21 protein-coding genes are annotated in these 22,252 nt (G+C 44.2%); 6 read left to right on the forward strand and 15 right to left on the reverse strand.

Annotated features, from left to right (window positions below):
* Positions 1-189: 189 nt before the first annotated feature.
* Positions 190-612: a hypothetical protein gene (locus tag ACWGXJ_RS18025; protein ID WP_061828757.1), complete on the forward strand. Its 423-nt coding sequence runs from the start codon at positions 190-192 to the stop codon at positions 610-612.
* Positions 613-1,085: 473 nt separating this feature from the next.
* On the opposite strand, the gene ACWGXJ_RS18030 is transcribed toward ACWGXJ_RS18025, so the two are convergent.
* The 10 genes from ACWGXJ_RS18030 to ACWGXJ_RS18075 all read right to left on the reverse strand — a co-directional run bounded on the left by ACWGXJ_RS18030 (position 1,086) and on the right by ACWGXJ_RS18075 (position 12,129).
* Positions 1,086-1,967 carry a carbohydrate ABC transporter permease gene (locus tag ACWGXJ_RS18030; protein ID WP_452567316.1) on the reverse strand — a complete coding sequence of 294 codons (882 nt, stop codon included), beginning with the start codon at positions 1,965-1,967 and terminating at the stop codon, positions 1,086-1,088.
* Positions 1,968-2,021: 54 nt separating this feature from the next.
* The gene (locus ACWGXJ_RS18035; protein ID WP_039273005.1) at positions 2,022-2,903 is read right to left on the reverse strand and encodes a carbohydrate ABC transporter permease; all 882 of its coding nucleotides are present in this window, start codon (positions 2,901-2,903) and stop codon (positions 2,022-2,024) included.
* Between the two features lie 26 nt (positions 2,904-2,929).
* Complete coding sequence (locus tag ACWGXJ_RS18040) at positions 2,930-4,273, reverse strand: extracellular solute-binding protein (protein ID WP_250266436.1); 1,344 nt, start codon at positions 4,271-4,273, stop codon at positions 2,930-2,932.
* Between the two features lie 134 nt (positions 4,274-4,407).
* Positions 4,408-5,208, reverse strand: coding sequence for a response regulator transcription factor (locus tag ACWGXJ_RS18045; RefSeq protein WP_452567317.1), 801 nt, complete (start codon positions 5,206-5,208; stop codon positions 4,408-4,410).
* A gap of 2 nt (positions 5,209-5,210) precedes the next feature.
* Positions 5,211-6,977: a cache domain-containing sensor histidine kinase gene (locus tag ACWGXJ_RS18050; protein ID WP_452567318.1), complete on the reverse strand. Its 1,767-nt coding sequence runs from the start codon at positions 6,975-6,977 to the stop codon at positions 5,211-5,213.
* A gap of 277 nt (positions 6,978-7,254) precedes the next feature.
* Positions 7,255-8,247: a Gfo/Idh/MocA family protein gene (locus ACWGXJ_RS18055; RefSeq protein ID WP_452567319.1), complete on the reverse strand. Its 993-nt coding sequence runs from the start codon at positions 8,245-8,247 to the stop codon at positions 7,255-7,257.
* Between the two features lie 213 nt (positions 8,248-8,460).
* Positions 8,461-8,904, reverse strand: coding sequence for a HEAT repeat domain-containing protein (locus ACWGXJ_RS18060; protein ID WP_430151468.1), 444 nt, complete (start codon positions 8,902-8,904; stop codon positions 8,461-8,463).
* A 216-nt stretch (positions 8,905-9,120) separates the two neighbouring features.
* Positions 9,121-9,462 (reverse strand): cupin domain-containing protein, encoded by a 342-nt coding sequence (locus tag ACWGXJ_RS18065; protein ID WP_023989787.1) that lies wholly within the window; start codon positions 9,460-9,462, stop codon positions 9,121-9,123.
* A 74-nt stretch (positions 9,463-9,536) separates the two neighbouring features.
* Positions 9,537-10,781, reverse strand: coding sequence for a PTS ascorbate transporter subunit IIC (locus ACWGXJ_RS18070; RefSeq protein ID WP_430151466.1), 1,245 nt, complete (start codon positions 10,779-10,781; stop codon positions 9,537-9,539).
* A 325-nt stretch (positions 10,782-11,106) separates the two neighbouring features.
* Entirely contained in the window at positions 11,107-12,129 is a 1,023-nt protein-coding gene (locus tag ACWGXJ_RS18075; RefSeq protein WP_061828751.1) for a substrate-binding domain-containing protein, read from the reverse strand.
* A 338-nt stretch (positions 12,130-12,467) separates the two neighbouring features.
* Between ACWGXJ_RS18075 and ACWGXJ_RS18080 the strand changes: the two genes are divergently transcribed.
* The 3 genes from ACWGXJ_RS18080 (at position 12,468) to ACWGXJ_RS18090 (ending at position 15,110) form a co-directional block, all read left to right on the forward strand.
* Positions 12,468-13,661, forward strand: a complete 1,194-nt coding sequence (locus tag ACWGXJ_RS18080) for a glycoside hydrolase family 5 protein (protein WP_250260732.1) — start codon at positions 12,468-12,470, stop codon at positions 13,659-13,661.
* Positions 13,662-13,874: 213 nt separating this feature from the next.
* Positions 13,875-14,510, forward strand: coding sequence for a LysE family translocator (locus tag ACWGXJ_RS18085; protein ID WP_452567320.1), 636 nt, complete (start codon positions 13,875-13,877; stop codon positions 14,508-14,510).
* 273 nt (positions 14,511-14,783) lie between these two features.
* Positions 14,784-15,110: a hypothetical protein gene (locus tag ACWGXJ_RS18090; protein ID WP_452567925.1), complete on the forward strand. Its 327-nt coding sequence runs from the start codon at positions 14,784-14,786 to the stop codon at positions 15,108-15,110.
* A gap of 148 nt (positions 15,111-15,258) precedes the next feature.
* On the opposite strand, the gene ACWGXJ_RS18095 is transcribed toward ACWGXJ_RS18090, so the two are convergent.
* The 3 genes from ACWGXJ_RS18095 to ACWGXJ_RS18105 form a co-directional block, all read right to left on the reverse strand.
* Entirely contained in the window at positions 15,259-15,840 is a 582-nt protein-coding gene (locus ACWGXJ_RS18095; protein WP_452567321.1) for an NAD(P)H-dependent oxidoreductase, read from the reverse strand.
* Positions 15,841-15,914: 74 nt separating this feature from the next.
* Entirely contained in the window at positions 15,915-16,499 is a 585-nt protein-coding gene (locus ACWGXJ_RS18100) for a TetR/AcrR family transcriptional regulator (RefSeq protein ID WP_452567322.1), read from the reverse strand.
* A gap of 441 nt (positions 16,500-16,940) precedes the next feature.
* Positions 16,941-17,537, reverse strand: a complete 597-nt coding sequence (locus ACWGXJ_RS18105; protein ID WP_452567323.1) for a DUF4183 domain-containing protein — start codon at positions 17,535-17,537, stop codon at positions 16,941-16,943.
* 446 nt (positions 17,538-17,983) lie between these two features.
* On the opposite strand from ACWGXJ_RS18105, the gene ACWGXJ_RS18110 reads away from it, so the two are divergent.
* Entirely contained in the window at positions 17,984-18,397 is a 414-nt protein-coding gene (locus ACWGXJ_RS18110; RefSeq protein WP_452567324.1) for a DUF4183 domain-containing protein, read from the forward strand.
* A gap of 160 nt (positions 18,398-18,557) precedes the next feature.
* Here ACWGXJ_RS18110 and ACWGXJ_RS18115 read toward each other — a convergent pair whose 3' ends face one another.
* Positions 18,558-19,295 (reverse strand): cyclase family protein, encoded by a 738-nt coding sequence (locus ACWGXJ_RS18115; protein ID WP_250260730.1) that lies wholly within the window; start codon positions 19,293-19,295, stop codon positions 18,558-18,560.
* A 362-nt stretch (positions 19,296-19,657) separates the two neighbouring features.
* Here ACWGXJ_RS18115 and ACWGXJ_RS18120 point away from each other — a divergent pair, with 362 nt between their 5' ends.
* Positions 19,658-20,941: a pectate lyase family protein gene (locus ACWGXJ_RS18120; RefSeq protein WP_452567325.1), complete on the forward strand. Its 1,284-nt coding sequence runs from the start codon at positions 19,658-19,660 to the stop codon at positions 20,939-20,941.
* Positions 20,942-21,087: 146 nt separating this feature from the next.
* On the opposite strand, the gene ACWGXJ_RS18125 is transcribed toward ACWGXJ_RS18120, so the two are convergent.
* Entirely contained in the window at positions 21,088-22,155 is a 1,068-nt protein-coding gene (locus ACWGXJ_RS18125; RefSeq protein ID WP_013311421.1) for an ABC transporter ATP-binding protein, read from the reverse strand.
* Positions 22,156-22,252: the final 97 nt, after the last annotated feature.

Raw genomic sequence — 22,252 nt, forward strand, 5'->3', positions numbered from 1 at the left:
ACCGATAAATACATATGCTGGGTTGTTTATTAAATATCACCTCTCGTTTCTTAATACCAAACAACCCCCGTAATACATTACATATCTATCTTGACTCACAGTTTGTACTCATCTGCTGCTTCTGTAATCAGAAACGAATGCAAGATGACGTGCTTTACTTGGAAATACCCATAGAGGGGAAATAAAAAAATGAATCTTAAAGAAATTGAGAAATTACCAGATGTATTACCAACAGAAACATTAGCATTGATGTTTCAAAACGTATTGAATGAATTTAATACTGGTAAAATTGAGAAAAAGGATTTTTTATTAATTCTTAGCCAATTAACAGATAGACAAGTTATGACCTACGAGTTATTGGAAAGTGAAGTAAGAAATAGTATAGATAAGATTCTTCACAGGTTATGGAATACTGATTCTTATGATGATGTAGATATCATTCTTTCAATTGTTGTAAACCTCGGACTAAAGAATTGCTTTCAAAAAATTAAAGATTCAATAAATCAAGATAAGAATATAAATAAATTAATATTGGAAGAAATAATAGAAGCAATTGAGGAAGTTGGTGAAAATATTTCGAATCCATATCATGGTTTAGAAAGATTCAAATAAGCCATGTCAATAGCTTGTTAATAACTTCGGACAAATTTAATTTATAATATTAACAGATATGCAAACCAACAACTTAACACAAATATGATAGCCTTTTAAAGGCACAGTCCCACTTGAGATACGAGTAGGAATGTGCCTTTTTCATGCCAAAAATAAGCAGTCAATTAGCAGAATGAATCCCAATTCCTATATGTATAACACAACTTGCCATTCCTCCCTATCAGGGTTACCAACCACATCATAACCTCTGATCCATTCACACAATTGGTCGGTAAATAAATATCAACACGTTCGTTTGCTTTCCATTTAATTTCTGAAAGGACTTAAAATTATGGAGCTACTTCATTAAGTATTCCCTTCAATTCAAAACCAGACTTACACAAAAAAGCACCTCCTAGCATTCATCGGACAAACCAAAAGGTTTGTTCCAATGTCTACACTAGGGGGTACTCTTCTAACCTGGGGAATTTGTTTTACCCCTTAACCGACCCGGCTGCGATCCCTTCCACAATCCGGTCACTCATGATGAGGAACACGAGCAAAATGGGCAAAATGCTGATCATCAACGTAGCTCCGATAGCCCCCCAGTCGGTCGTATATTGTCCGATAAAGTTCTGGACACCAACGGTCAGTGTTTTGTTTTCGTCCGAGCTGATGAACGTATTGACGAAAATAAACTCATTCCAGTTATAGATCATATTAATAATAGATGTCGTTGCCATGACAGGGGTTGTCATGGGCAGCACGATTCGGAAGAACATCCGGTTGACGGAGCAGCCGTCCATAACGGCCGCTTCTTCCACTTCACGGGGCAAGGCGTAATAGAAGCCCAGCAAGATCATCATCGTTGTCGGCAGATTAAAAGCAACATACGACAGGATGATGGAGAGTGAAGTATCTGTTAAATGCAGTTTGAGAAACATACTGAACAACGGAATCAAGGTGGAATGGACTGGAATCATTAGTCCGACCATAAATAGCCCGAGAACCAGCTGACTTCCTTTCCACCGCATACGCGTAATGGCAAACGTTACAAAGCTGGCCAGCAGCACCGTCAACGCCACGGATATGACCGTAATCCACACACTATTGAAAAAATACCGCCCGATATTGCCGCTGGTCCACACATTCATATAGTTCTCCCAATGCGGCTGGGACGGGAGTGCAAACGGTGGAAGGTTAAACACTTCCTGATTATTTTTAAGCGAGAACAACATCAGCCACACCAGCGGTAAAAGCTGCGTCACCGCCAAGATGATTAAAATGATATACAAAGTGGCATAACCGACCCGAGTTAACATTTTGCCGCGGGTAGCGACTCCAAGCGGATAGTTGGCGGCTGCCTGGGTTTTCATATCCGTTCCTCCCTCTTCCTGTCCTTTGTTACCCTCATCTATTAGCAAGCTGCATTATGAATACTGGATGGTGTCACTCGTAGCCGTAACCTTGCGGATCAGCCACGTAGCGATTAGACAGATGAGCAGCAGGGCAAAGGCTGTAGCACTGCCGTATCCAAAATCAAAGCTGCGGAATGCCTGGTGGTACATGTAAGAGGCCATCACTTCACTGGCTCCATTCGGTCCACCGTCCGTCATGACGTAGATGAGATCAAAATATTTGAGCGAGCCGACAATAGACAATATGATCGTAACGTTAATCACCTCGCGCAGCAGGGGCAATTTGATACGAGTCGCAATCTGCCAGGCACTGGCCCCGTCGATTCGGGCAGCCTCCATCAACGTTTCGGGAATGTTTTTCAGCCCGGCATAATAGATCAGGATATAAAAGCCTGCATATTGCCAAATAATCGGAATGAACAAAGCAAACAGCACCAAGGACGGATTAGCTAACCATTCAGGCGGATTGTGGACTCCGACCGACGCCAGTATGGAATTGAACACTCCGTTCGTTGGATGATACATTTTGAGCCACAGCTGTGCGATCGCTACAGATGACAACAGCATGGGAATCAGATAAATTTTCCGCAGCAGATTCGCTCCCTTGATTTTTCCTGATAAAATCATCGCAATGACCAGATAACCGATCAGACTGATGCCTGAAAACAAGGCCAACAGCAGCGAATGCCAGGCACTTTGCCAGAATGCACTGTCTGTGAGCAAATGTTGATAATTGTCCAGCCCCACAAAGGTCATAGAGCCGATTCCATTCCACTGATTCAGGCCGTAATAGCCGGTCAGTACGATGGGCACATATATTACGGCGAATAACAGCAGCAGAGAAGGCAATACATATAGAGCAATGACAAGCTTATTGGACATGACCTTTTCCACGGTCGGACCTCCTTAGGTGGTCAATTTCAATTTTCTTTCTCGATGGCAGCCTTATGCCGCTCGGCAAATTGTTGCGGTGTCACCGCTTTACCAAACAATGCCTGAATCATATTCAAATGTACCTGTGCTGCATTCGGCTTCATCTGTACATCGGCGAACAAGGTAATGCTGCTGGCTTGATTCAGTCCGTTCAGCAAATCGACATACAGCTTGGGTAATTTTTCTTTGGAGGTGTCCACTTTCGTCGCCGGAATTACGCCCGCCTGTGTGACCGATTGCTCTCCCCACTTGACTACGAAGTATTCAACGAACGCTTTGGCCTCTTCTTTTACCTTGGAATTTTCCGAAACGAACAAACCTACTCCCGGACCTCCTACCCAACTGTTCTCGTTGCCCTTGCCGCCTTCAACCATCGGGAATTTAAAGAAGCCAATTTGATCTTTAAATGCTTGCGGGATTGCAGGATTGGTCGTAAAATTCGGCAATTCCCAAGTAGCCATTAAATACATAGCCGCTTTGTCGTTCATAAACTCGGATTTTCCCTCATCATTGGACAAGCCGTTAAATCCTTTGTTAAAGGCATTCATATCCACAAGCGTCTGGACTTCGGAGGCCGCCTGAATTAAACCAGGGTCATCGAACGATCCTGAGCCGTCAATCGCTTTTTTCAGCGTTTCGTTACCTGCTATACGGTCCGCCAGATACATATACCAGAGCGAGCCGGTCCAGCGGTCTTTATTGCCCAATGCAATCGGTGCAACTCCGTGATCCGTAAGTGTTTTCACAACTTGCTTAAATTCGTCAAATGTCGCAGGTACCTTCAAGTTGTATTTTTGGAATATGGCTTTGTTATAATAAATAGGTGTAATGTTCAATTCAATCGGAAGCGCATACGTTTTGCCATTCAGCGCATAAGCTTCGGTCGTTCCCGGTACGAATTTGTCCTTCAGCTTTGAACCATTCAACAGGTCATCCATCGGCGTAAATAATCCACCTTTAACGTAAGGCTCCATAAAACCCGCTGCCCAGGTGATGCCGATATCCGGCAATTCATTGGAAGCTGACAGGACTTTGAGTTTGTTTTTATATTGTTCATTCTCCAGCACTTCCTGCTGAATGACGACATTCGGATGATCCTTTTGGTATTGATCTATAATCTGAGTCACAAGCTTGCTCTGCTGTGCCGAACTTCCCTCTGGCCACAGGTGCATCATTTTAAGTGTAACCTTTCCCCCTTCTCCACTGGAACCGCCTTGACCATCCTTACCAGCACCGCAACCGGATAGCACCAGCATAAATGACAGCAGCAGGGTCAACCCAGCAAACCATTTTTGATGTGAGCGCTTACGCAAACCATACTCGTTGGACATCGTTAGACCTCCGTTTATTGTATTTATATTTTTGTAACCGTTATCATTTGTAAGTTTAGCACTTCATTCCTGCTTCCAACAGGGTACACTCATTGGGTATAATTCCACTTTTATTGGGTTTGATCTGCCTACTGTCAGTCAATATTCTCTGGTCCTGTACGCATCTGCTGCCTGTAGCGGCTAGGACTTATCCCCTCGGTCGCTTTGAATACTTTAATAAAATATTTATCTGTCCGGTAGCCTGATCGCTCGCCGATTTGGGCAATCGTCAACTGGGTATGCAGCAGCAGCTCCTTGGCTCGTTGAATCCGCAGTCGATGCAGATATTCGCTGAAGGACAAACCACTTTGCTCCTTGAATAAAACACTAAAATAGCTCGCATTCAGGTGTGAATGCGCGGCAGTCTGCGCCATCGTAATGGATTCGTGAAGATGCTCCGCCATATAGGTGAAGGCATGTCGTACCGGATCACTAAGAGTAGCCGCCTGGAGATCAAGCTCTAGCAGAACAGGGTCAGCCAGCTTGTCCAGCTTCTCGTACCGCTGCCGCTCCTCTTCCAGCCGAAGCGCTTCATTGACCGCATTCAGCAGCTCCTGCTTATCAATCGGTTTGAGCAAATAATTGACGGCTCCCAGACGAAGAGCCTGCTGGACATAATCAAACTCCGCATAACCCGAGATGACAATGATCGCTGGTCGTCGTGAATCCCGTTCCAGAGAGCGGATTAAATCCAGACCACTGAATTCCGGCAACCGGACATCCGTAATCAACAGATGAACCGTCTCCGCACGCAGTATATTTAATGCTTCCAAACCATTATCGAATGTCACAATCCGGTATTTCCCGGCGGCCCATTGCTCCAATGTCTGGTGTATCCCCTGACGTGTTCGCTGTTCATCGTCTACAATGACAATGGTTTTGGATGAAACACTCATTCCTACCGCCCTCCATATTCATCAGGAATTTCAAAAGCGACCACAGTTCCTTCCTGCTCAGCACTATGTATCAGCACACCGTCCGTTGGATAAGATGCGCTGTCATAATAGAGCGTGAGCCTGCGCTGCACATTCACTAGTCCCATACCGGTTCCCTTGCTCTGGCAGGCTGCTCCCCCCATCAACGCTGTACGCACAGCTGCAAGTTCTTCCATTGTCATTCCAGGTCCGTTATCTATGACCGCGATCTTGGTCCAACCCGATCTGGTCGAAGGAGTGACACTGATTTCAACGCGGCCGTTGCCGATGCGATTTTCGACACCATGCAAAATGGCATTCTCTAGAATAGGCTGGATCAGCAGTTTAGGAAGCGGAATTCTGGCTGCCTCTGAAGGCATATGAATTTGCCAGCTCAGACGTTCACCCAGACGCATCTCCATCAGTTCCAGATAACGACGGATTTGCGCCATTTCTTCCCCGAGGGTCACCCAAGAATCATGATGAGCCGGTTCGATAACATAACGAAACAGCCGCGACATGGACACCATCAGTCCCGCAAGCTCCTCCTCTCCCTTCTCCTGTAACGACCAGTTGAAAGCATCCAGCGTATTAAAAAGAAAATGCGGATTGATCTGCGCCTGCAGAGCTTTAAGCTCGGTCTGGCTTTGTAAAACCTCCTTCTCGCAAATAACCCGGATCAATTCATTGATATCGACAATCATCGTGTTGTACTCTGCGTTCAATTCTCGTAGTTCGACCGCTGCTGCCGGTTCTGGATTCAGGGCCAATGCCCCCTCCCGTGAATGACGCATCGCCTGAATCAAGTGACCTATCGGTCTTGTAATCAACGTAGACAACATAAAGGACATAAATAGGAATAGCACGGCACCAAGAGACGCAGAAATGATAAGTGTAGTCCGTAAAACCGTAATTCCGTCTGTGACGACGCTAACCGGAATCAGGATCAGCAGCGACCAGCCCGTCCGCTCCGACTGCTGAACCGCCTTCACATATTCCCGCTCCCCAATATGAACCGTCTGTGTCTTGCTATGCAGTACACCTGACAAATCCGTCTGGTTCATTGGTTCACCCGACAGCAGCTGGCCTTGACGATCTACAAGCAGCATGGTTTCATCCGCTTCTTCATTGACCGCTGACGCACCATTCAGTCCAAAATAACTTCGCTCCATACGGGTAATCAAGTACCCTCCACGTGAGAACCAGCGATCCACCAGACTTACCTGCCGAATTGCCAGCAGTGACCGAGGGTCTTCGGGATCAATACCGATCCAGACCAGTCTTCCTTTCATCTGATTCGCTTCACGGATGTCTGCCTGTCCGATACGTTCCTCCAGACTGCCCTCTCTAATCGGAAACAACATCTTTCCTTCGGCGGTATACAGCTCCAGCGAGCCGACACTCGGCATATATGCCTGATAGCTATGCATCACTTGCAGCAGGGATTGGCGCTGTCCGAAATTTACCTTGCCCCCGTTACGCTCCTCCAGCAAAATATGCTGAACAGACGGGTGATTCGCGACCTGCTCCGTCAAGTTGTCCATCTGGCCGATTAATGCATCCAGCCTACCGCTTGCTTGTACCGCGGTCTGACCAATATGTCGCTCGGCACTGTCTTTTAACAGGTGAGATACATTGAGATAAATGAACGCACCCGCCACACTCATCATAATGAGCATCACTAGTATAAATCCGATAAAAATCTGATTACGTAATGTGTTTAATGGCTGAAACCTTGACCTTGAACGCATATGCCTTCTCCCCCTGAACCATCGCAGAAAAAATGGGTACTGATAACGCTTTCCTTTTCCTATTCTATCGCATCATTCGTCTTTGTTGGCGTATTTTCAGCAGAGATTAATCAAAATGGGCAGGAATGCTATGAAATAGAAAGGTCGTAGGGTAAACGAAAAATGACTCCCGACAAATGCAGGAGCCATCTACTGACCAGTTAAACCGAAGCTTCTTTCAGATCACCCAAACTAAGGTACCGTCCAGGCTCCGAAACTTGTATATGAAATGGGTATCCTATTGGAGCGCAGCCAAAATGCGGTCGCACAGCTCCATCGTTTTCACGTTGTCCCGTCCACTTGAATCAGGCGTCCGTCCTTCTTGGCAGCAGTTCATGAAATGTGCGATTTCACCAACAAAACCGCGCAAGTACAAATCACGGTATCCGCCCGACATCGCGGAGGCTGACGGTGTCAGAACCGTATCGTTTTCCGCAAGGGATTTCCAAGGAAGCTCTGTATGACTCTCCGACTTGTGAATGATCAGTGTGTTCACTTCATCCGCGTTCGCAAAACCGTGATCAAAGGTTACCGTGATCCCTTCACTCTCGCGTGTCCATGCTGTCATACCTGTGAAGTATACGCTGCCCACTACACCATTTTCAAATTTCAGGGCAATCGTATGGGAAATACACTCACCGTTATCGTTCGCAAATCCGGTAACCTGTACCACTTCCCCGAACAAATAACGTACCAGATCGACCATGTGGACCGCCGCCAGCTTCATGAAATCTTCGCCGGTTTTACAAAACAGGGTACTGTCCACGAGAAATTTCGCCTGAAATGAGCGTGCGGCTCCAAGCGAGCCACCCTCAATCCATTCTTTTAATTTTATGTATACAGGTGCGTAGCGCTTCATGAAGCCGACCATCAGAACAACGCCTGCTGCTTCTGCCGCATCTGCAATTTGGGCCGCTTCCTCCGCATTCCAACCCAGTGGCTTGTCTACAAAGACATGTTTTCCAGCCTTAATGCAGTCTAGTACGAGCGAAGGATGATCTGCCGCTTGTGCAATCACGACAACTCCATCACAGTCTTCCTGCTCCAGCATAGCCTTGTAATTGTCATAAGGTGTGCCGCTGCTTCCAAACCGCTGAAGTGCTGACTTCGATCTGCTTAGATCTCTAGTCGCAATCGCCTGAATTTCAGCACCTGCCCCAATAACAGCAGGATATATATTTGTTGAAGCGTGAAAGCCAGCCCCGATAAAACACAGCTTCGCCTTGCTCATGTTAGTCCCTCCCATGTACACACTAAAATAATCCGATCCCATCGTACCATATTGCCGAAGTATATATACAGTGGCATAAAGATAAAGGGCGTGATTCTTAAGGAGAACAAGCTAAAAAAACCTTAACAAAGATAATCCCTTATCCTTGTTAAGGCTCTGTCTGCATCACCAGTATTGATCCTTAAATACACATTCAATTACAGGGTTCAGACATTATCTTGTAGATAACGAAGCCCATTTTTGCTCCAGCCACTGATCAAATTCAGCACCCTTGTCGCCTTCGTAGATGTCATAAATATCGACTCTCATCTTGTGCAGCTTCTCGCGAAAATCGTTATAGGTATGGTCGGCTGGCAGGCTTTTTTTAATCCGCACCAGAATCTTCGTCAGACCCTTAACAAGTTCACCCTCTTTGCGCACAGGCAGCTGTACATTCTCGCCCCATTCCTGAAGTCTGCGGTAAGCGGCTTCCTGAACGGCATATACCGTATCATTATTCAAACGGTGTGTCAGCAAGTCAATCGTCTGCTGGTTCTTCCATGCACCCAGATCATTTACCGCGGCTAGGCGTGTTTTCCAATCGGAGGTTCGGTTTGCAGCTACTTTAAGCTGCTCATATACTTCTGCAAATTCTTGCTGAGTTTCGTTGTTCTCCAAAATCATCTCATCCTTTTCTAAAAATCACTATATTACTGTTCATCACGATTGCCGTTTGTTAAATATAACATACTTGCAGGTCTTCTTCTAAAAAAGATAAAAATGAAATGTATCGGACATGCCAGAAGGCATCATCCGCCTCAGTTGGCTGCCGCGGAAAAGCATCGTAAATCCCTCCAGATCTCGGGGTAGATAAACCGTATTTTGTAAGGGGATTTACAGAAAATCTGCACGTGCTGGTGTAAATGCATCTAGCAGAATACCGCCATCCTCCAGTGGGATACAGCCATGAAGAGTATCGGATGGAAAATGAATGCTGTCTCCTTCTTTGACGGTCTGGACTTCCTTGGTTTCGCCATTATCAATCATGAACTTAAAACTTCCCTTTATTACATAAGTGACTTGCTCATGGACATGCTTATGCAACAGGATCTCCCCTGTTTGGGCTTTAGCAAACATCACTTTGACATACATAAGCTGGTCACTATGGGCCAGCACTTTCCGGGTGGTATTACTGTCAACGATGTCAATTTGAATATCTTGGTCGTTAAAAAACATGGATAATTCCTCCTCTTTTTAAGCACAAATGATTTAGATAAGTTATTTTGAAAAAACTCATAAATCGATTTAGTTTAAAACCAGCGGAAAATAAGCCAAAGTACTCCTGAAAGGGTAGTAAAGTCGGGATCGGCGAATGTTACTCCTTCGGCACCCAAAAAGGAAAAGAGCGGCAAGGTGAGGGCCGGCAGCAGACAGAGCAAGAATCCATTAAGACAACTGGAAATAACAGCTCCTCTAAAACCACCGCTGGAATTGCCGAATATCGCGGCTGCACCACCAGCGAGGAAACAGGCCATGATCCCCGGCACAATGACAGGCAATCCGATAAACGGGAAAAGAAAGACGCAGGCAACGCCTGTGAAGAAGCTGACCAAGAAGCCTACCAACGCGGAATTGGGTGATTTATCGAACAGTACCAGAACATCTACACCAGGGATTGCTCCAGGTGCGAACACTTGGGAGAAGCCTTTGAAAGCGGGTACAATTTCAGTTGTAAAAAGCTTAACACCTGCTTTTGCGATATACAAGCCGGCAGCAAAAATAGCTGACTGTTCGAGGATAAAGACGATATATTCTTTGCCATCCGATAATTTGCTGACATAATCAGAACCAGCAACCAGTCCAGATACCAGTAAAAGCACAAGCATCGTCAAGGTCGTTGCAACATTAGGGTCGCGCAAAAAACTGATGCGGTCATTAATGTTCACATTTTCAGTGTCATTTTCACGGTTGCCAAAAACTTTCCCTAAATAGGTACCTAGAATGTATGAGGTCATGGAAGCATGAGCAATCGTATATTCATCCGATTTAATAATGTTTTTGCTCGCATTTCGGAGTAGGTAAGGAAACACCGCCATATAGCTCCCGATTACCAAAGAACCGACGATGATCGTAGTCAGCGAACTAAGGCCCAGACCTTTCATAACGGCTGTAGCGGCAAAGCTCATAAACAAAATCAAGTGAAGAGACAAATAAATGTACTTGAACTTGGTCAGACGCGCAAGCACGATGTTAAGGATCATGGAAAAGAGCAGAATAAGCGCAGCATCCGCCCCGATCTGATCAATGGTCAGTGCCATAATGGCTTCATTGCTGGGTACGACACCTTTAAGGTTGAACGCATAAGAAAAAATTTGGCTGAAGTTAGTGAGAACCCCACCTAAAATGCCGCCGCCGACCTTGATCATGGTGAAGCCCATAAAAGAAAGGGTAGTTCCCGTAATAATTTCTGATACTTTCTTCCTCTGGAATATAAGGCCGAGTAATGTCACAATCGCGATAATGATGGATGGCTCCCTGATAATGCTCATAAACATTTCCATAGTGATCTCCGACTTTCTTTTATTTATTTTCCATTCTTACTAAATCGATTTAGTAATACACGAAAAAAATTTCCCTTCCGGGAATGTAAAAAGAAGCAGAATCATTTTTGTGAATTAAATCACAACTTACTCCATACATTATTCGTTTAAGCTCCATTCCTCCCCTCTCTACAATCGCAACATCACTAAAATCAGGACATACATAAATGAAAGGGTATTCATGACTCGAATCATAAGATCATTATAGCTCTTTATTTTCTTTTTACAATAGAATTCATAAAAACGTTTTCAAAAAGATAAAAAGGACTTATTCAATCATTCAGTTCAGTTTTTGGACAGATTCTCTGTGGTTAATGACCGGATTCATTCGGATGATTTCTGACAGCTCCTCATGATCCTGTTCTTTTTGATCAATTTTCTCCAGCAGCAGCCTCGCACTTCTTTTCCCCATTTCAAAACTCGGCTGGGAAACGGTTGTGATCGGCGGATTATAAAAAGATGCAAAGGATACATCATCTATGCCAATCAAGGAAAAGTCATTAGGTATGGTGAGATGATTATTTTTTGCATAAATCAGTACCTGCTCCAAAATCATGTCATTCGTAGCAATAATTGCAGTGGGCGGATTCTCCATGTGGAATAGTTGCCCAATCAGATTGGGCATTTCATCCAATCTGCCGCTTTTGATATAGTTTTCATTCACTGGGATGTCATGTTTGCCCAACGTATTTCGATAACCTGACAGTCGCTCACTTCGTGTAGTGATCGCTTTTTTGCCTAAGGGGAACGTGATAATCCCAATGTTGTTATGACCATGCTCAATGAGTGCTTCAACCGCAAGCTCGCTGGCCTTTTCATTATTCAACAGCACCGTATCTACGCTGATTTCATCGATTTTCCGGTCTACAAACACGAAAGGATAGCCATTCTTGACAAGGGAAACATATAATTTCTTGTTCTCTTCCGTCGGGAAAATGATAAGTCCATCCACTTGCCGAGCAATCATCGACTGGACATACTTTTTTTCTTTGAGCGAATCATCATCGGTATTGCAGACAATGACCTGGACATTTTCCAGTTGGCATTCATCTTCAATGGCACGCACGACTTCTGTAGTAAATCTCGATAAAATGGTTGAAGAAATAACTCCCACAATGAAGGTCTTCTTCTGCTTGAGACTACGTGCCACCTCATTGGGTATATAACTGAGATCCTCAATCGCTTGCTCGATCTTCTTCTTGGTGTTTTCACTCATATAGTTGTATCTCTTTTGTAGAAACTGCGAAACTGTACTCTTCGACACCCCGGCACGTTCTGCAACTTCCTTCATCGTTGTTACCATAATTACCCTCCTTTCTTTTTCTGCATGTCAGGCGTGTTATTTTATCAAATATATATTCTGCAACCTGTATGTAAAGTGAATTTCACTTTATTATATACCTTCTTTTACAGCAGGAAAATATAATAAATAAAGAGTTAGAGCGAGCCATCCAGCCCATAAACAACCGCTCCCACAAAAGCTGGACACTTAGCTTAACCATCCGTTGTTACGAATCTATTGAATTCGAACGAAATCTTAGAAAGATACGAATTTTATGAACTTGTTTGATGGAAGATTTGAACATAAAATAAAAATGTAATCGGTTACAATTTCTATTAAATAAAGGAGGAAGCAGAATTATGAAGAAAAAAGGAATGAAAAAAACATTTTTCGTCATTGCCTCCCTCGTAATGGGCTTCACACTGTATGGCTATACTCCCGCTTCAGCAGATGCAGCCAGTGTGAAAGGATATTATCACACCCAAGGAAACAAGATTGTAGACGAATCCGGGAAAGAGGCGGCATTTAACGGTCTGAATTGGTTCGGTTTGGAAACCCCTAATTATACCTTGCATGGACTGTGGAGCCGTTCAATGGACGACATGCTAGATCAAGTGAAGAAAGAAGGCTACAATCTGATTCGTCTGCCTTACAGCAATCAGTTGTTCGATTCCAGTTCTCGTCCAGACAGTATTGATTATCACAAAAACCCTGATCTGGTCGGATTAACTCCGATTCAAATTATGGACAAGCTGATCGAAAAAGCTGGACAACGCGGTATTCAGATTATCCTTGACCGTCACCGTCCAAGCTCAGGTGGGCAATCCGAGCTGTGGTACACATCCCAGTACCCTGAGTCTCGCTGGATTAGCGACTGGAAAATGTTGGCTGATCGTTATAAAAACAACCCTACCGTCATTGGTGCGGATTTACACAATGAGCCACACGGTCAAGCAAGCTGGGGCACAGGCAATGCCTCCACAGACTGGCGTCTGGCGGCACAACGTGCAGGGAATGCGATTCTGTCCGTGAATCCGAATTGGCTTATTCTCGTAGAAGGTGTAGACCACAATGTACAAGGCAACAATAGCCAATACTGGTGGGGTGGCAACCTGACAGGTGTAGCCAACTATCCTGTCGTTCTGGACGTACCGAACCGTGTCGTATATTCTCCACATGATTACGGCCCTGGTGTGTCTTCGCAGCCATGGTTCAACGATCCGGCCTTCCCGTCCAACTTGCCAGCGATCTGGGATCAAACCTGGGGCTACATCAGCAAGCAAAACATAGCTCCGGTACTGGTCGGTGAATTCGGCGGTCGTAATGTTGATTTGTCTTCTTCTGAGGGGAAATGGCAAAATGCACTCGTAGACTATATTGGTGCCAACAACCTGTACTTTACGTACTGGTCCCTGAATCCGAATAGCGGCGACACAGGCGGTCTGCTGCTGGATGACTGGACTACCTGGAATCGTCCGAAGCAAGATATGCTGAGTCGAATTATGAAGCCTGTTGTTTTCGTAGCGGAACAAGCGAAAGCGACCGCCGAATAAGCCTATCGCCTGCTCCGCGTAGTATACTCATTGTAAAAGCCGCTTTCCCTCCTTCAGGATCAGGTTATGCCAAACCTATGAAGAGGTGAAAAGCGGTTTTTTTAGGTAAACTTACATATACGTATAATAGATATTGAAGATTGACAATGAGCTATTTACTAAATTATCATTACCTTTTAATGTATTTCATAATGAAGAGGTGGTGCTCACAAAATGTTTGGAATCGTAAATTATGAAGTATTTTTGCTTACTGGAATCCTCCTAAATCTAATTCCTGGTGCAGACACCATGTATATAATTGGGAGAAGCATTGCACAGGGCAGAAAAGCCGGTGTGTATTCTGTTTTCGGTATCATTAGTGGTTCTTTGATCCATACGTTGTTAGTTGCTTTTGGTTTATCAATTATACTTACAAAGTCAATTATCGTATTCAACATGATTAAAATAATTGGAGTTATTTATTTAGTTTATCTAGGGGTTAGAATGCTATTAGATAAAACAAATGCAAGTTTTAGAGCATCTGAATCCAATAAACAACACAGCAACAGAAAAACATATCTACAAGGGATGTTGACCAGTCTTACAAATCCCAAGGTTTCTTTGTTTTTCATTGCCTTTCTTCCACAATTTATTGATACAAAGGCTTCTGGGCCCATTCCATTTATCATTTTAGGACTTACATTTTCGTTCACCGGATTATTATGGTGCTTGTTTATTGCCTATTTTTCCTCTTACATTACCCAAAAAATAAAAGTCAACCAAAGGCTTGGCAGCTATTTAAACAAAATAACCGGGATTATCTTCATTGGATTAGGATTAAATCTACTTCGAGCAAAGGCTCCTCAATAAACTTGATTAATTGTTCACAGTGTTCCACTAACAGGAACATTTTTGAATTCATCATATGACCACCTACATAGCTAAATGGTGGTCATATTTTTTTCAAAAATCGACACAATAAAAAAATAGCAAACTAAGCTTTTTCTCCCCTTTTTGACACATCCCTTCCAGTTTTACACATTGTAAATCCCACAATGAATGGGTCATTTTGTAAACTAAATCTCTCTTTTAACCGATAAATACATATGTTGGATTTAAATTTAGGAAGGAAGATTTCATGGGATTATTTGGAAGTGTTTTGGTATTTTAAACATCGTTATTCCAGGGATCTTATTTGTTATTGTCGGGAGTTTAGTATCCGCTCTAGGGCTTGACTCCATAGATTCCCGGCTACCGATGGCTTTTGTGTTCATTGTGTCGGGGGTTATTATCTGGTACTTGGGAAAAGCGCTTAACGCCGACTCGGACAAAGTGCTAGTTGATATGGAAACGGGGCAACGTTATCGAATGGGAACCCAGCACAGTCTGTTTTTTATCCCTATGCATTATTGGGGCCCTGCCGGTCTAGCGATCGGATTTATTTTAATCGTTGCATCGATATTTATTTAACGTTGATTGCAAACATGAGCTATTCCGAACACCACAATGCGAGCCAGTTGCTCCCATTGTGGTCTTTTTCCTTTTCGCAGGTCAATTATGATCAGATACCACCATGGTTTACCTGTAGCCAATGGATTTGGGGCAGGCAGGCGAAAACCTAGCTCATGCTTCGTCCCAACTGCTCCACCTTGCTCAGCCAATCGTTGCGCTGCTGATCCGATAATTTATTCATGAGATCAATCGCAGTAGAATGCACTGGTTTGACACCACATAGATGCAGCGTGGAATCCTTCATCATTCGATGCCCAGGCTGTCCCTGGAAAAATCGGTAGTACCAGTGTGGACCGTCCATCGTTGTAATGAGGCGGGCCGTTCTTCCTTTTAGAAGCTTGTCAGGCATGGGCTTTCCTTTTTGATACTTAAACGCAAATCCCGGCATAAAGGTACGGTCAATGAATCCTTTCATTAATGCAGGCAAGCTGCCCCACCAGATCGGAAAGACAAAAACGAGATGTTCTGCCCATTTAATCGACTCCTGTGCTTGAATCAAATCAGGCTCCAGCGGCAATTTATTACGATATCCACCTAATAGATTTGGATTAAAATCAAGCTCGGATAGCTGCAACAAACGAACCTCTGCCCCTGCAACCTTCGCTCCTTTTACATAGGATTGAGCCAACGCTTCTCCATAACTGCCAGCGACAGGATTCCCTTGAATTACCAATATTTTTTTAGACATATAAACCACTTCCTACCTTCATATTATGATTTTAGTTAGAAAACACTAACTTTATATTTAAAAAGAAAAGGTCACTACTGACCTTTACTTAATAAAGCAGTTAAACGTTGTCTGACCTCTGCTGCAAATGGAACCAACTGCTGTGGAAGTTCACCTTCCAGGCTGGACACGGACAAGCGTGTAATAGCTCCAATGATGAGCACACCGGATAGCTGAGCATCCTGCTTCGGCAGTTCACCTTGTTGAATCCCCTGTTCGATGAATTCAGTCAACGCCTCCAGCGGCTGACGGACATTTTGGCTCTGGCTTGCTTCAACATACAGCTCATGATGCTGTGATAGTAGAAGCAAGCCATACTGGTCCTCATCATGCAAATTCAGCACTTCATCCACCAGTTGATGGAAACGACTGACGAAGCTCCCACTCTGCTTGCGATAGAAGTCAATTAATGTGGTGTAGCTATTGCAATATTGCCCGAATACTTCCAAGGCCATCGCATCTTTACTCTTAAAATGCTTATAAATCGCGGCATCCGTCACACCGGCAGCCTCTCCAATTTCTTTGACCGAAATCCCGTCAATTCCTTTGGTTGCAAATAAGCACATCGCTGCCTGCAGAATATCTTTCTTTTTGCTGTCTATATGTGTTTTCTTATTCATAAGCTTATAGTAAGCAATAACTAACTAAAATGCAAATTATATTTATGCAGGCTCATTCCCTCTTCATACCTTCATTTAAAATATATTGAATCCAACCTAATACACCATGTTTTTATATGTGATTAATTATAAACACCTTAAATTATACGTGTATCACCCCATTTTATTCATATAAAATAGATATGTAACCGAATAAAACGGGCGCTAGGACAGTTGGGACTAATTATGCTTGAGATGCACGCAGCCACCCAGCAGGGAAAAGACTCAGGCAATCTTGGCCTATGGAGCGACGAGCACATTTCCCCGCTGCAAAAAAGTCGTGCAAGCCATCCATGACCAAGGCTCCAAAGTCGGTCTTCAGCTTTGGCATGTCGGATGCAAAGGCTCGTTGCCCCAAGAAACAGCTGTATCTGCCTCTGGGTTGCCTCACCGCAAACCGTATCATCCACTGGATCGCACACTAAATTCGACAATTTCCACAATAATAGGTGTGCCGGAGAGAATTGCCTCTCCTTCGTTAAGGCGAATCGTCAGCGATTCAGGTGTCAGGCTATACAATGTGCTTTCTTGTATCATGCCGTTAATGTATAGATTGGCGTAACTGTTGCTTCCGACATTAAAACGCTGAAAGACCTCCTGTACACCATCTACAGAAAATTGATCTGCCATAATCGTGATTGAAGATTCAATTGTAGCAGGCGCAAAATAAAAATACCGCTCAGCTATGGGTATAATTTCAATATTTGAAATGTCAGCTGCCGGACCGGTTGGGCCTGTTATTCCTTGGGCGCCGGTAGGGCCCGCTATGCCCTGTGCTCCAGTAGGGCCAGGTGCACCTGTTGCACCTGAACTACCTTGGACTCCAGCCGGACCTGGCACTCCCGGTGCTCCCGCAGTTCCCGGTATGCCTTGCGCTCCTGCTAAGCCTGGAATGCCTTGTACTCCGGTCAAACCAGTTTCACCCTGTAACCCTGTCAAACCGGGAATGCCTTGTGCTCCTGTCGAACCCGGAACACCTCGCTTTCCCGTCTGGCCCATTCTTTTCCTCCGCTTGACAGGAATATTTCTACACCGTCGTTGCATGATTAGTTTTCTATGCTTTTTGGCATGGAACCCCGTTTTTGTTCTACCTTTGAATGAATAACTTGTTTTACACTTTTTACGTTTGTTGATCTTGCAATGTACGGTTCTCTTTCCTTGCCTTCTTAGTGATGAATCGCGTCTCCTCATACCAGCCGTATACACCTCCTTCTCACATGCTTATTTATGTATTGTATGCATATCCCCCTTTAGGGTTTTAGGCATTTGTAGCATGCCGATCCCAAGTATCCGCTTCCATTTATATTTGTAGCAAAATAGGGCTTCTCCATTTACCCTATTATTAATAGAAAGGTTCATATGCCGTTTCCAAATAGATTGAAAAATCATTTATTGATTAAGAGCTAGCGATAGCTCATTACCAGTAAAGAAAGGAGATGAGAACTATGCCAATCATAAAACCTGTATATACAGCAGTAGCTACTGCTCCCGTAGCAACTGGTGGTGCCGTAACCACGACTGTAACCCCAGCCGTGACTCGTTTTTTTGCAACCATTACAGCCGGGATGATCGGCGCAACAACAACAACTGTTCCTGCCGCAAGCTTTGTTGATGACGCAGATGCTCCAGTTGTTGCTCTGCCGACTTTAGCGGCTACGGATTCTTCTAATTATTATATTAACGGAGTAATTCAGCAGAGCTCCTTATTCACCCTAACCACAGCAAGTTTGGTCATTGCCTCCGTAGATATTACACCAGGTGTCCCAGTTGTTATAGAAATATCCGACTTTAGCGGCACGACCTCTTCTATCACAACTCAGCCTACCATCTCTGCGCCTACGGTCACTATTATCACTTAAGACGTTTCATTATTTTGATTCAAGATGGACTGAACGGTCATTCACGCTGTACATTACCCCATATAAGCTAAAAAAGACCGATTCAGATGTCAATATCTGAATCGGTCTTTTAGTTCAAGATGATTATATAATCGTTTTAAATGACAGTGTACCTGGATGGTTAAGGTAAAATAGCAAAGGAGCGCACCGGAAATCCAGGGGAATCCTGAATGCTCGGAACGATATTATATATGACCGCGCCCGTCGGGGGCAGCTTGTCCAAATTCGTCAGCACCTCAACTTGATAACGATCTTGCTCCAATATGTAATATTCCCCTGCCAGCTTGCCAGCATTGCGATAAGCTACAGAGGAATCAGTATCTAGTGTTTCATGTCCAATGGCAGCTACATTCCGTTCTTCTACCAAAAAGCGTAGCGCTTCCAGCGACCAGCCCGGACAGTGTGCATCTCCAGCGTCGTCCTTGTTTGAGAAGGCATCTGAATCAGGCCAACGTTTGCTCCAATCACTGCGAAAAGCGACAAAGGACTGATCAGCAATGCGTCCATGCTCTTTCTCAAAGTCCAAAATATCCGCAACCGTAAGTTCATAGTCAGAATTGGCTGCAACGGCTGCTGAACGGTCAATGACAACTAGCGGCAAAACCAGTTCCTTCAACGAAAGCTCATGCAAGTAACGTTTGCCCTTCACAAAATGAACGGGTGCGTCAATATGAGTCCCATACTGACCGGGAAAGCAGTATTGTTTTACAAAAAAGCCATCGTCGTGGGTAAACAGGGTATCCACCTGAACATTATCGAATACTGGAAAATGAGGGATTTCAGGATAAAAAGCGTGGGACAAATCTACCCACTCTTTTTGCTTCAACAACTTCAAGATATCTGCTAAATGCTCTGCCATGATGCCCATTCCTCCTCAGCTTTATTACAAGCCATTTTACCTAAGGATTCTTCAAAAATCTATAAATCGAAATGAAATCGTTAACATTCTGAGAAAAACACATAAACAATTCCATATATTCATATATACATTTCCTATTTCGTGTGATTGTTAACGTTTTCATTATTACATATACGTCTTGATTGGAAAAAGAAGGGGACTATTGAATTATATAAAAAATTCGACAAAAATTTTAGTATGTAACTTTTATTATATTAACAAATACTGGAACACGAAGTATGATAGAAAATGTAGAAACCACAGGAGCACCCGGGACTCCCTTCGTTCATCTACTCCATTAATCCAATATACGGAGGTATTTTATGAAAAAGAGATTTTCACTCGGAATCGCAGCGGCTCTACTGTTCACTACTCTGGCTCCTATAGGTGCACCTGCTCATGCAGCCAGCGATATTGGCAAGGAGACGCTCGGCAGCAAAAACGGATGGGCAGCCTTTTCTACAGGCACAACAGGTGGAGCTACGGCGACTACCTCCAATATTTTCACCGTAACGAATCGCAAGCAACTTGTCGATGCCTTAGGCAAAAGCAGCAACACAGCGCCTAAAATTATTTATGTCAAAGGCACGATCAATGCCAACGTCGATGACAATAATAAACCGTTAGGATTGGACGACTACAAGGACCCTAAATATAATTTTGACGCCTACCTCAAAGCGTATGACCCATCCACCTGGGGGAAAAAGGCTCCGTCCGGCACTTTGGAAAAGGCACGCGAGGCTTCACAAAAAAATCAAGCCAGTCGTGTCATTATTGATATTCCGTCCAATACAACCATTGTCGGGCTGGGTAGCGACGCCGTCATTAACGGCGCAAACCTCCAGCTGAAAAAAGGGACAGACAACGTTATTATCCGTAATATTGAATTCCAGGATGCCTACGATTATTTCCCTCAGTGGGACCCAACAGACGGCAGCACAGGCAATTGGAATTCGGAATATGACAGTATTACAGTTAACGGCGCCACACATGTGTGGGTAGATCACAATACCTTCAATGATGGGTCTCACCCCGATAGCCAAAACAGTACCTTTTACGGTCAAGAATACCAGCATCATGATGGACTTCTCGATGTGATCAACCAAGGCGATCTGGTTACGGTTTCTTACAATCATTTTTACGATCATGATAAATCGTCGATTATTGGCAACAGTGACAGCAAAACAGCAGATGAAGGAGCTTTACGTGTAACCTTGCATCACAACTATTATGAAAACACGGTACAACGCACACCACGTGTACGGTATGGACAAGTCCATCTGTACAACAATTACTATACAGGTGATGTAAAACGCTCCGAATATCCTTTACTGTATATATGGGGTGCAGGTAAATCCTCCAAAATCTTCGCCGAAAACAATGTCATTGACGTTGCCGGTTTATCTGCAGCTAAAATCGTGACTGTCTTTGGAGGAACTGCCCTGTCAGATACGGGCACAATCCTGAATGGACAAGCTGTTAACGCAGGCTCCAGCGCGGGTCTTAGCTCCTCTGTAGGCTGGAAACCATCGCTGAACGATAAAATTTCCCCATCCGCCAGTGTGAAGGCAGAAGTCACTTCCCAAGCTGGTTCCGGTAAGCTGTAAGCACTGCCCGCTAACACCAATAACCACAGGCGCAGACAACCTGCGATATTACACCAAAAAGGCTGTTTCCTCCGTAGAATGATTCCACACGGAGAGAACAGCCCTTTTTTATTTCTCATTGGTTTAGTTATAAATTACGTTGCGCATTAACTGCCGTATTGTTCTACCAAAACCGGCTTTTCAAATGCGTTATCCAGCTTGCGAAGTTTAGCCTTTACCGCTTCTGGTGGCTCAACCGCAGGCGCATCTGGATGCAGCAACCATGATTTTACAAAGTGCGTATCGGATAATTGAAAGAGTGGAGGCTCTTTCTCAAAGTCAATTTTCATAGCATAAGAACTGCGGGCTGCAAAAGCATCCCCTACAGGTGGGTGAAGCAGATCCGGAGGTGTTCCCGGAATAGCTGCCAGCTTCTGACCATGGCTGTCCAAACTTGGCATAGAAGCGAGAAGGCCCCATGTATATGGATGTTTCGGGTTGTAGAAAATTTCATTAACCGTACCTGTTTCCACGATTTGTCCTGCGTACATAACGGCAACACGGTCCGCCATCTTCGCCACAACACCGAGGTCATGCGTAATAAAGATGATGGAAGTATCGATCTTTTTCTGAAGATCCTTCATCAGCTCCAAAATTTGAGCTTGAATCGTTACGTCCAACGCTGTCGTCGGCTCATCGGCAATCAGAAGTTTCGGATTGGCAGCCAATGCCATCGCAATGACGACACGTTGACGCATACCGCCACTAAATTCATGCGGATATTGGTTAAAACGCTGTTCAGGATGTGGAATACCTACCAGATTCAGCAACTCAATACCCCGCTTGCGAGCAGCATCCTTGGATATTTTTTCATGCTTGAAAAGCACTTCCGTGATCTGCTTGCCGACTTTCATCGTCGGGTTAAGCGAAGTCATTGGGTCCTGAGAAATCAGGCCAATTTCCTTACCACGAATTTTTTGCATCTGTTTTTCTGTTTTATTAATCAGCTCTTGTCCGTCAAACATAATTTGACCCTTTTGATAGATGCCCGGAGGGGTCGGAATCAACTTCATAACAGCTTGTGAGGTTACGCTTTTGCCTGAGCCGGATTCGCCCACAATCGCCAGCGTCTCTCCTTTATTGACATGAAAGTTTACGCCACGAATGGCCTGCACTAGTCCCTGACGGGTCTTGAAAGATATCGTTAAGTCCTTCACTTCCAAAAGGCGGTTCATCTCATCACTCTTTCATTTATTATTCATCACTATTATTGACCACTATCTAAAAAAACGACGTCCAGGAGTCAAGGTATATACGATTAATTTTACTCAG

Source organism: Paenibacillus sp. S33, assembly GCF_053615415.1.

What these genes read in the sequence shown, in the direction of transcription:
- ACWGXJ_RS18055 (WP_452567319.1), bottom strand. Translation starts at nt 8,247, where the DNA reads ATGAGCAAGGCGAAGCTGTGTTTTATCGGGGCTGGCTTTCACGCTTCA.
- ACWGXJ_RS18040 (WP_250266436.1), bottom strand. Translation starts at nt 4,273, where the DNA reads ATGTCCAACGAGTATGGTTTGCGTAAGCGCTCACATCAAAAATGGTTT.
- ACWGXJ_RS18070 (WP_430151466.1), bottom strand. Translation starts at nt 10,781, where the DNA reads ATGTTTATGAGCATTATCAGGGAGCCATCCATCATTATCGCGATTGTG.
- ACWGXJ_RS18085 (WP_452567320.1), top strand. Translation starts at nt 13,875, where the DNA reads ATGTTTGGAATCGTAAATTATGAAGTATTTTTGCTTACTGGAATCCTC.
- ACWGXJ_RS18105 (WP_452567323.1), bottom strand. Translation starts at nt 17,537, where the DNA reads ATGGGCCAGACGGGAAAGCGAGGTGTTCCGGGTTCGACAGGAGCACAA.
- ACWGXJ_RS18065 (WP_023989787.1), bottom strand. Translation starts at nt 9,462, where the DNA reads ATGTTTTTTAACGACCAAGATATTCAAATTGACATCGTTGACAGTAAT.
- ACWGXJ_RS18115 (WP_250260730.1), bottom strand. Translation starts at nt 19,295, where the DNA reads ATGGCAGAGCATTTAGCAGATATCTTGAAGTTGTTGAAGCAAAAAGAG.
- ACWGXJ_RS18100 (WP_452567322.1), bottom strand. Translation starts at nt 16,499, where the DNA reads ATGAATAAGAAAACACATATAGACAGCAAAAAGAAAGATATTCTGCAG.
- ACWGXJ_RS18030 (WP_452567316.1), bottom strand. Translation starts at nt 1,967, where the DNA reads ATGAAAACCCAGGCAGCCGCCAACTATCCGCTTGGAGTCGCTACCCGC.
- ACWGXJ_RS18110 (WP_452567324.1), top strand. Translation starts at nt 17,984, where the DNA reads ATGCCAATCATAAAACCTGTATATACAGCAGTAGCTACTGCTCCCGTA.
- ACWGXJ_RS18125 (WP_013311421.1), bottom strand. Translation starts at nt 22,155, where the DNA reads ATGAACCGCCTTTTGGAAGTGAAGGACTTAACGATATCTTTCAAGACC.
- ACWGXJ_RS18120 (WP_452567325.1), top strand. Translation starts at nt 19,658, where the DNA reads ATGAAAAAGAGATTTTCACTCGGAATCGCAGCGGCTCTACTGTTCACT.
- ACWGXJ_RS18050 (WP_452567318.1), bottom strand. Translation starts at nt 6,977, where the DNA reads ATGCGTTCAAGGTCAAGGTTTCAGCCATTAAACACATTACGTAATCAG.
- ACWGXJ_RS18080 (WP_250260732.1), top strand. Translation starts at nt 12,468, where the DNA reads ATGAAGAAAAAAGGAATGAAAAAAACATTTTTCGTCATTGCCTCCCTC.
- ACWGXJ_RS18095 (WP_452567321.1), bottom strand. Translation starts at nt 15,840, where the DNA reads ATGTCTAAAAAAATATTGGTAATTCAAGGGAATCCTGTCGCTGGCAGT.
- ACWGXJ_RS18025 (WP_061828757.1), top strand. Translation starts at nt 190, where the DNA reads ATGAATCTTAAAGAAATTGAGAAATTACCAGATGTATTACCAACAGAA.
- ACWGXJ_RS18075 (WP_061828751.1), bottom strand. Translation starts at nt 12,129, where the DNA reads ATGGTAACAACGATGAAGGAAGTTGCAGAACGTGCCGGGGTGTCGAAG.
- ACWGXJ_RS18045 (WP_452567317.1), bottom strand. Translation starts at nt 5,208, where the DNA reads ATGAGTGTTTCATCCAAAACCATTGTCATTGTAGACGATGAACAGCGA.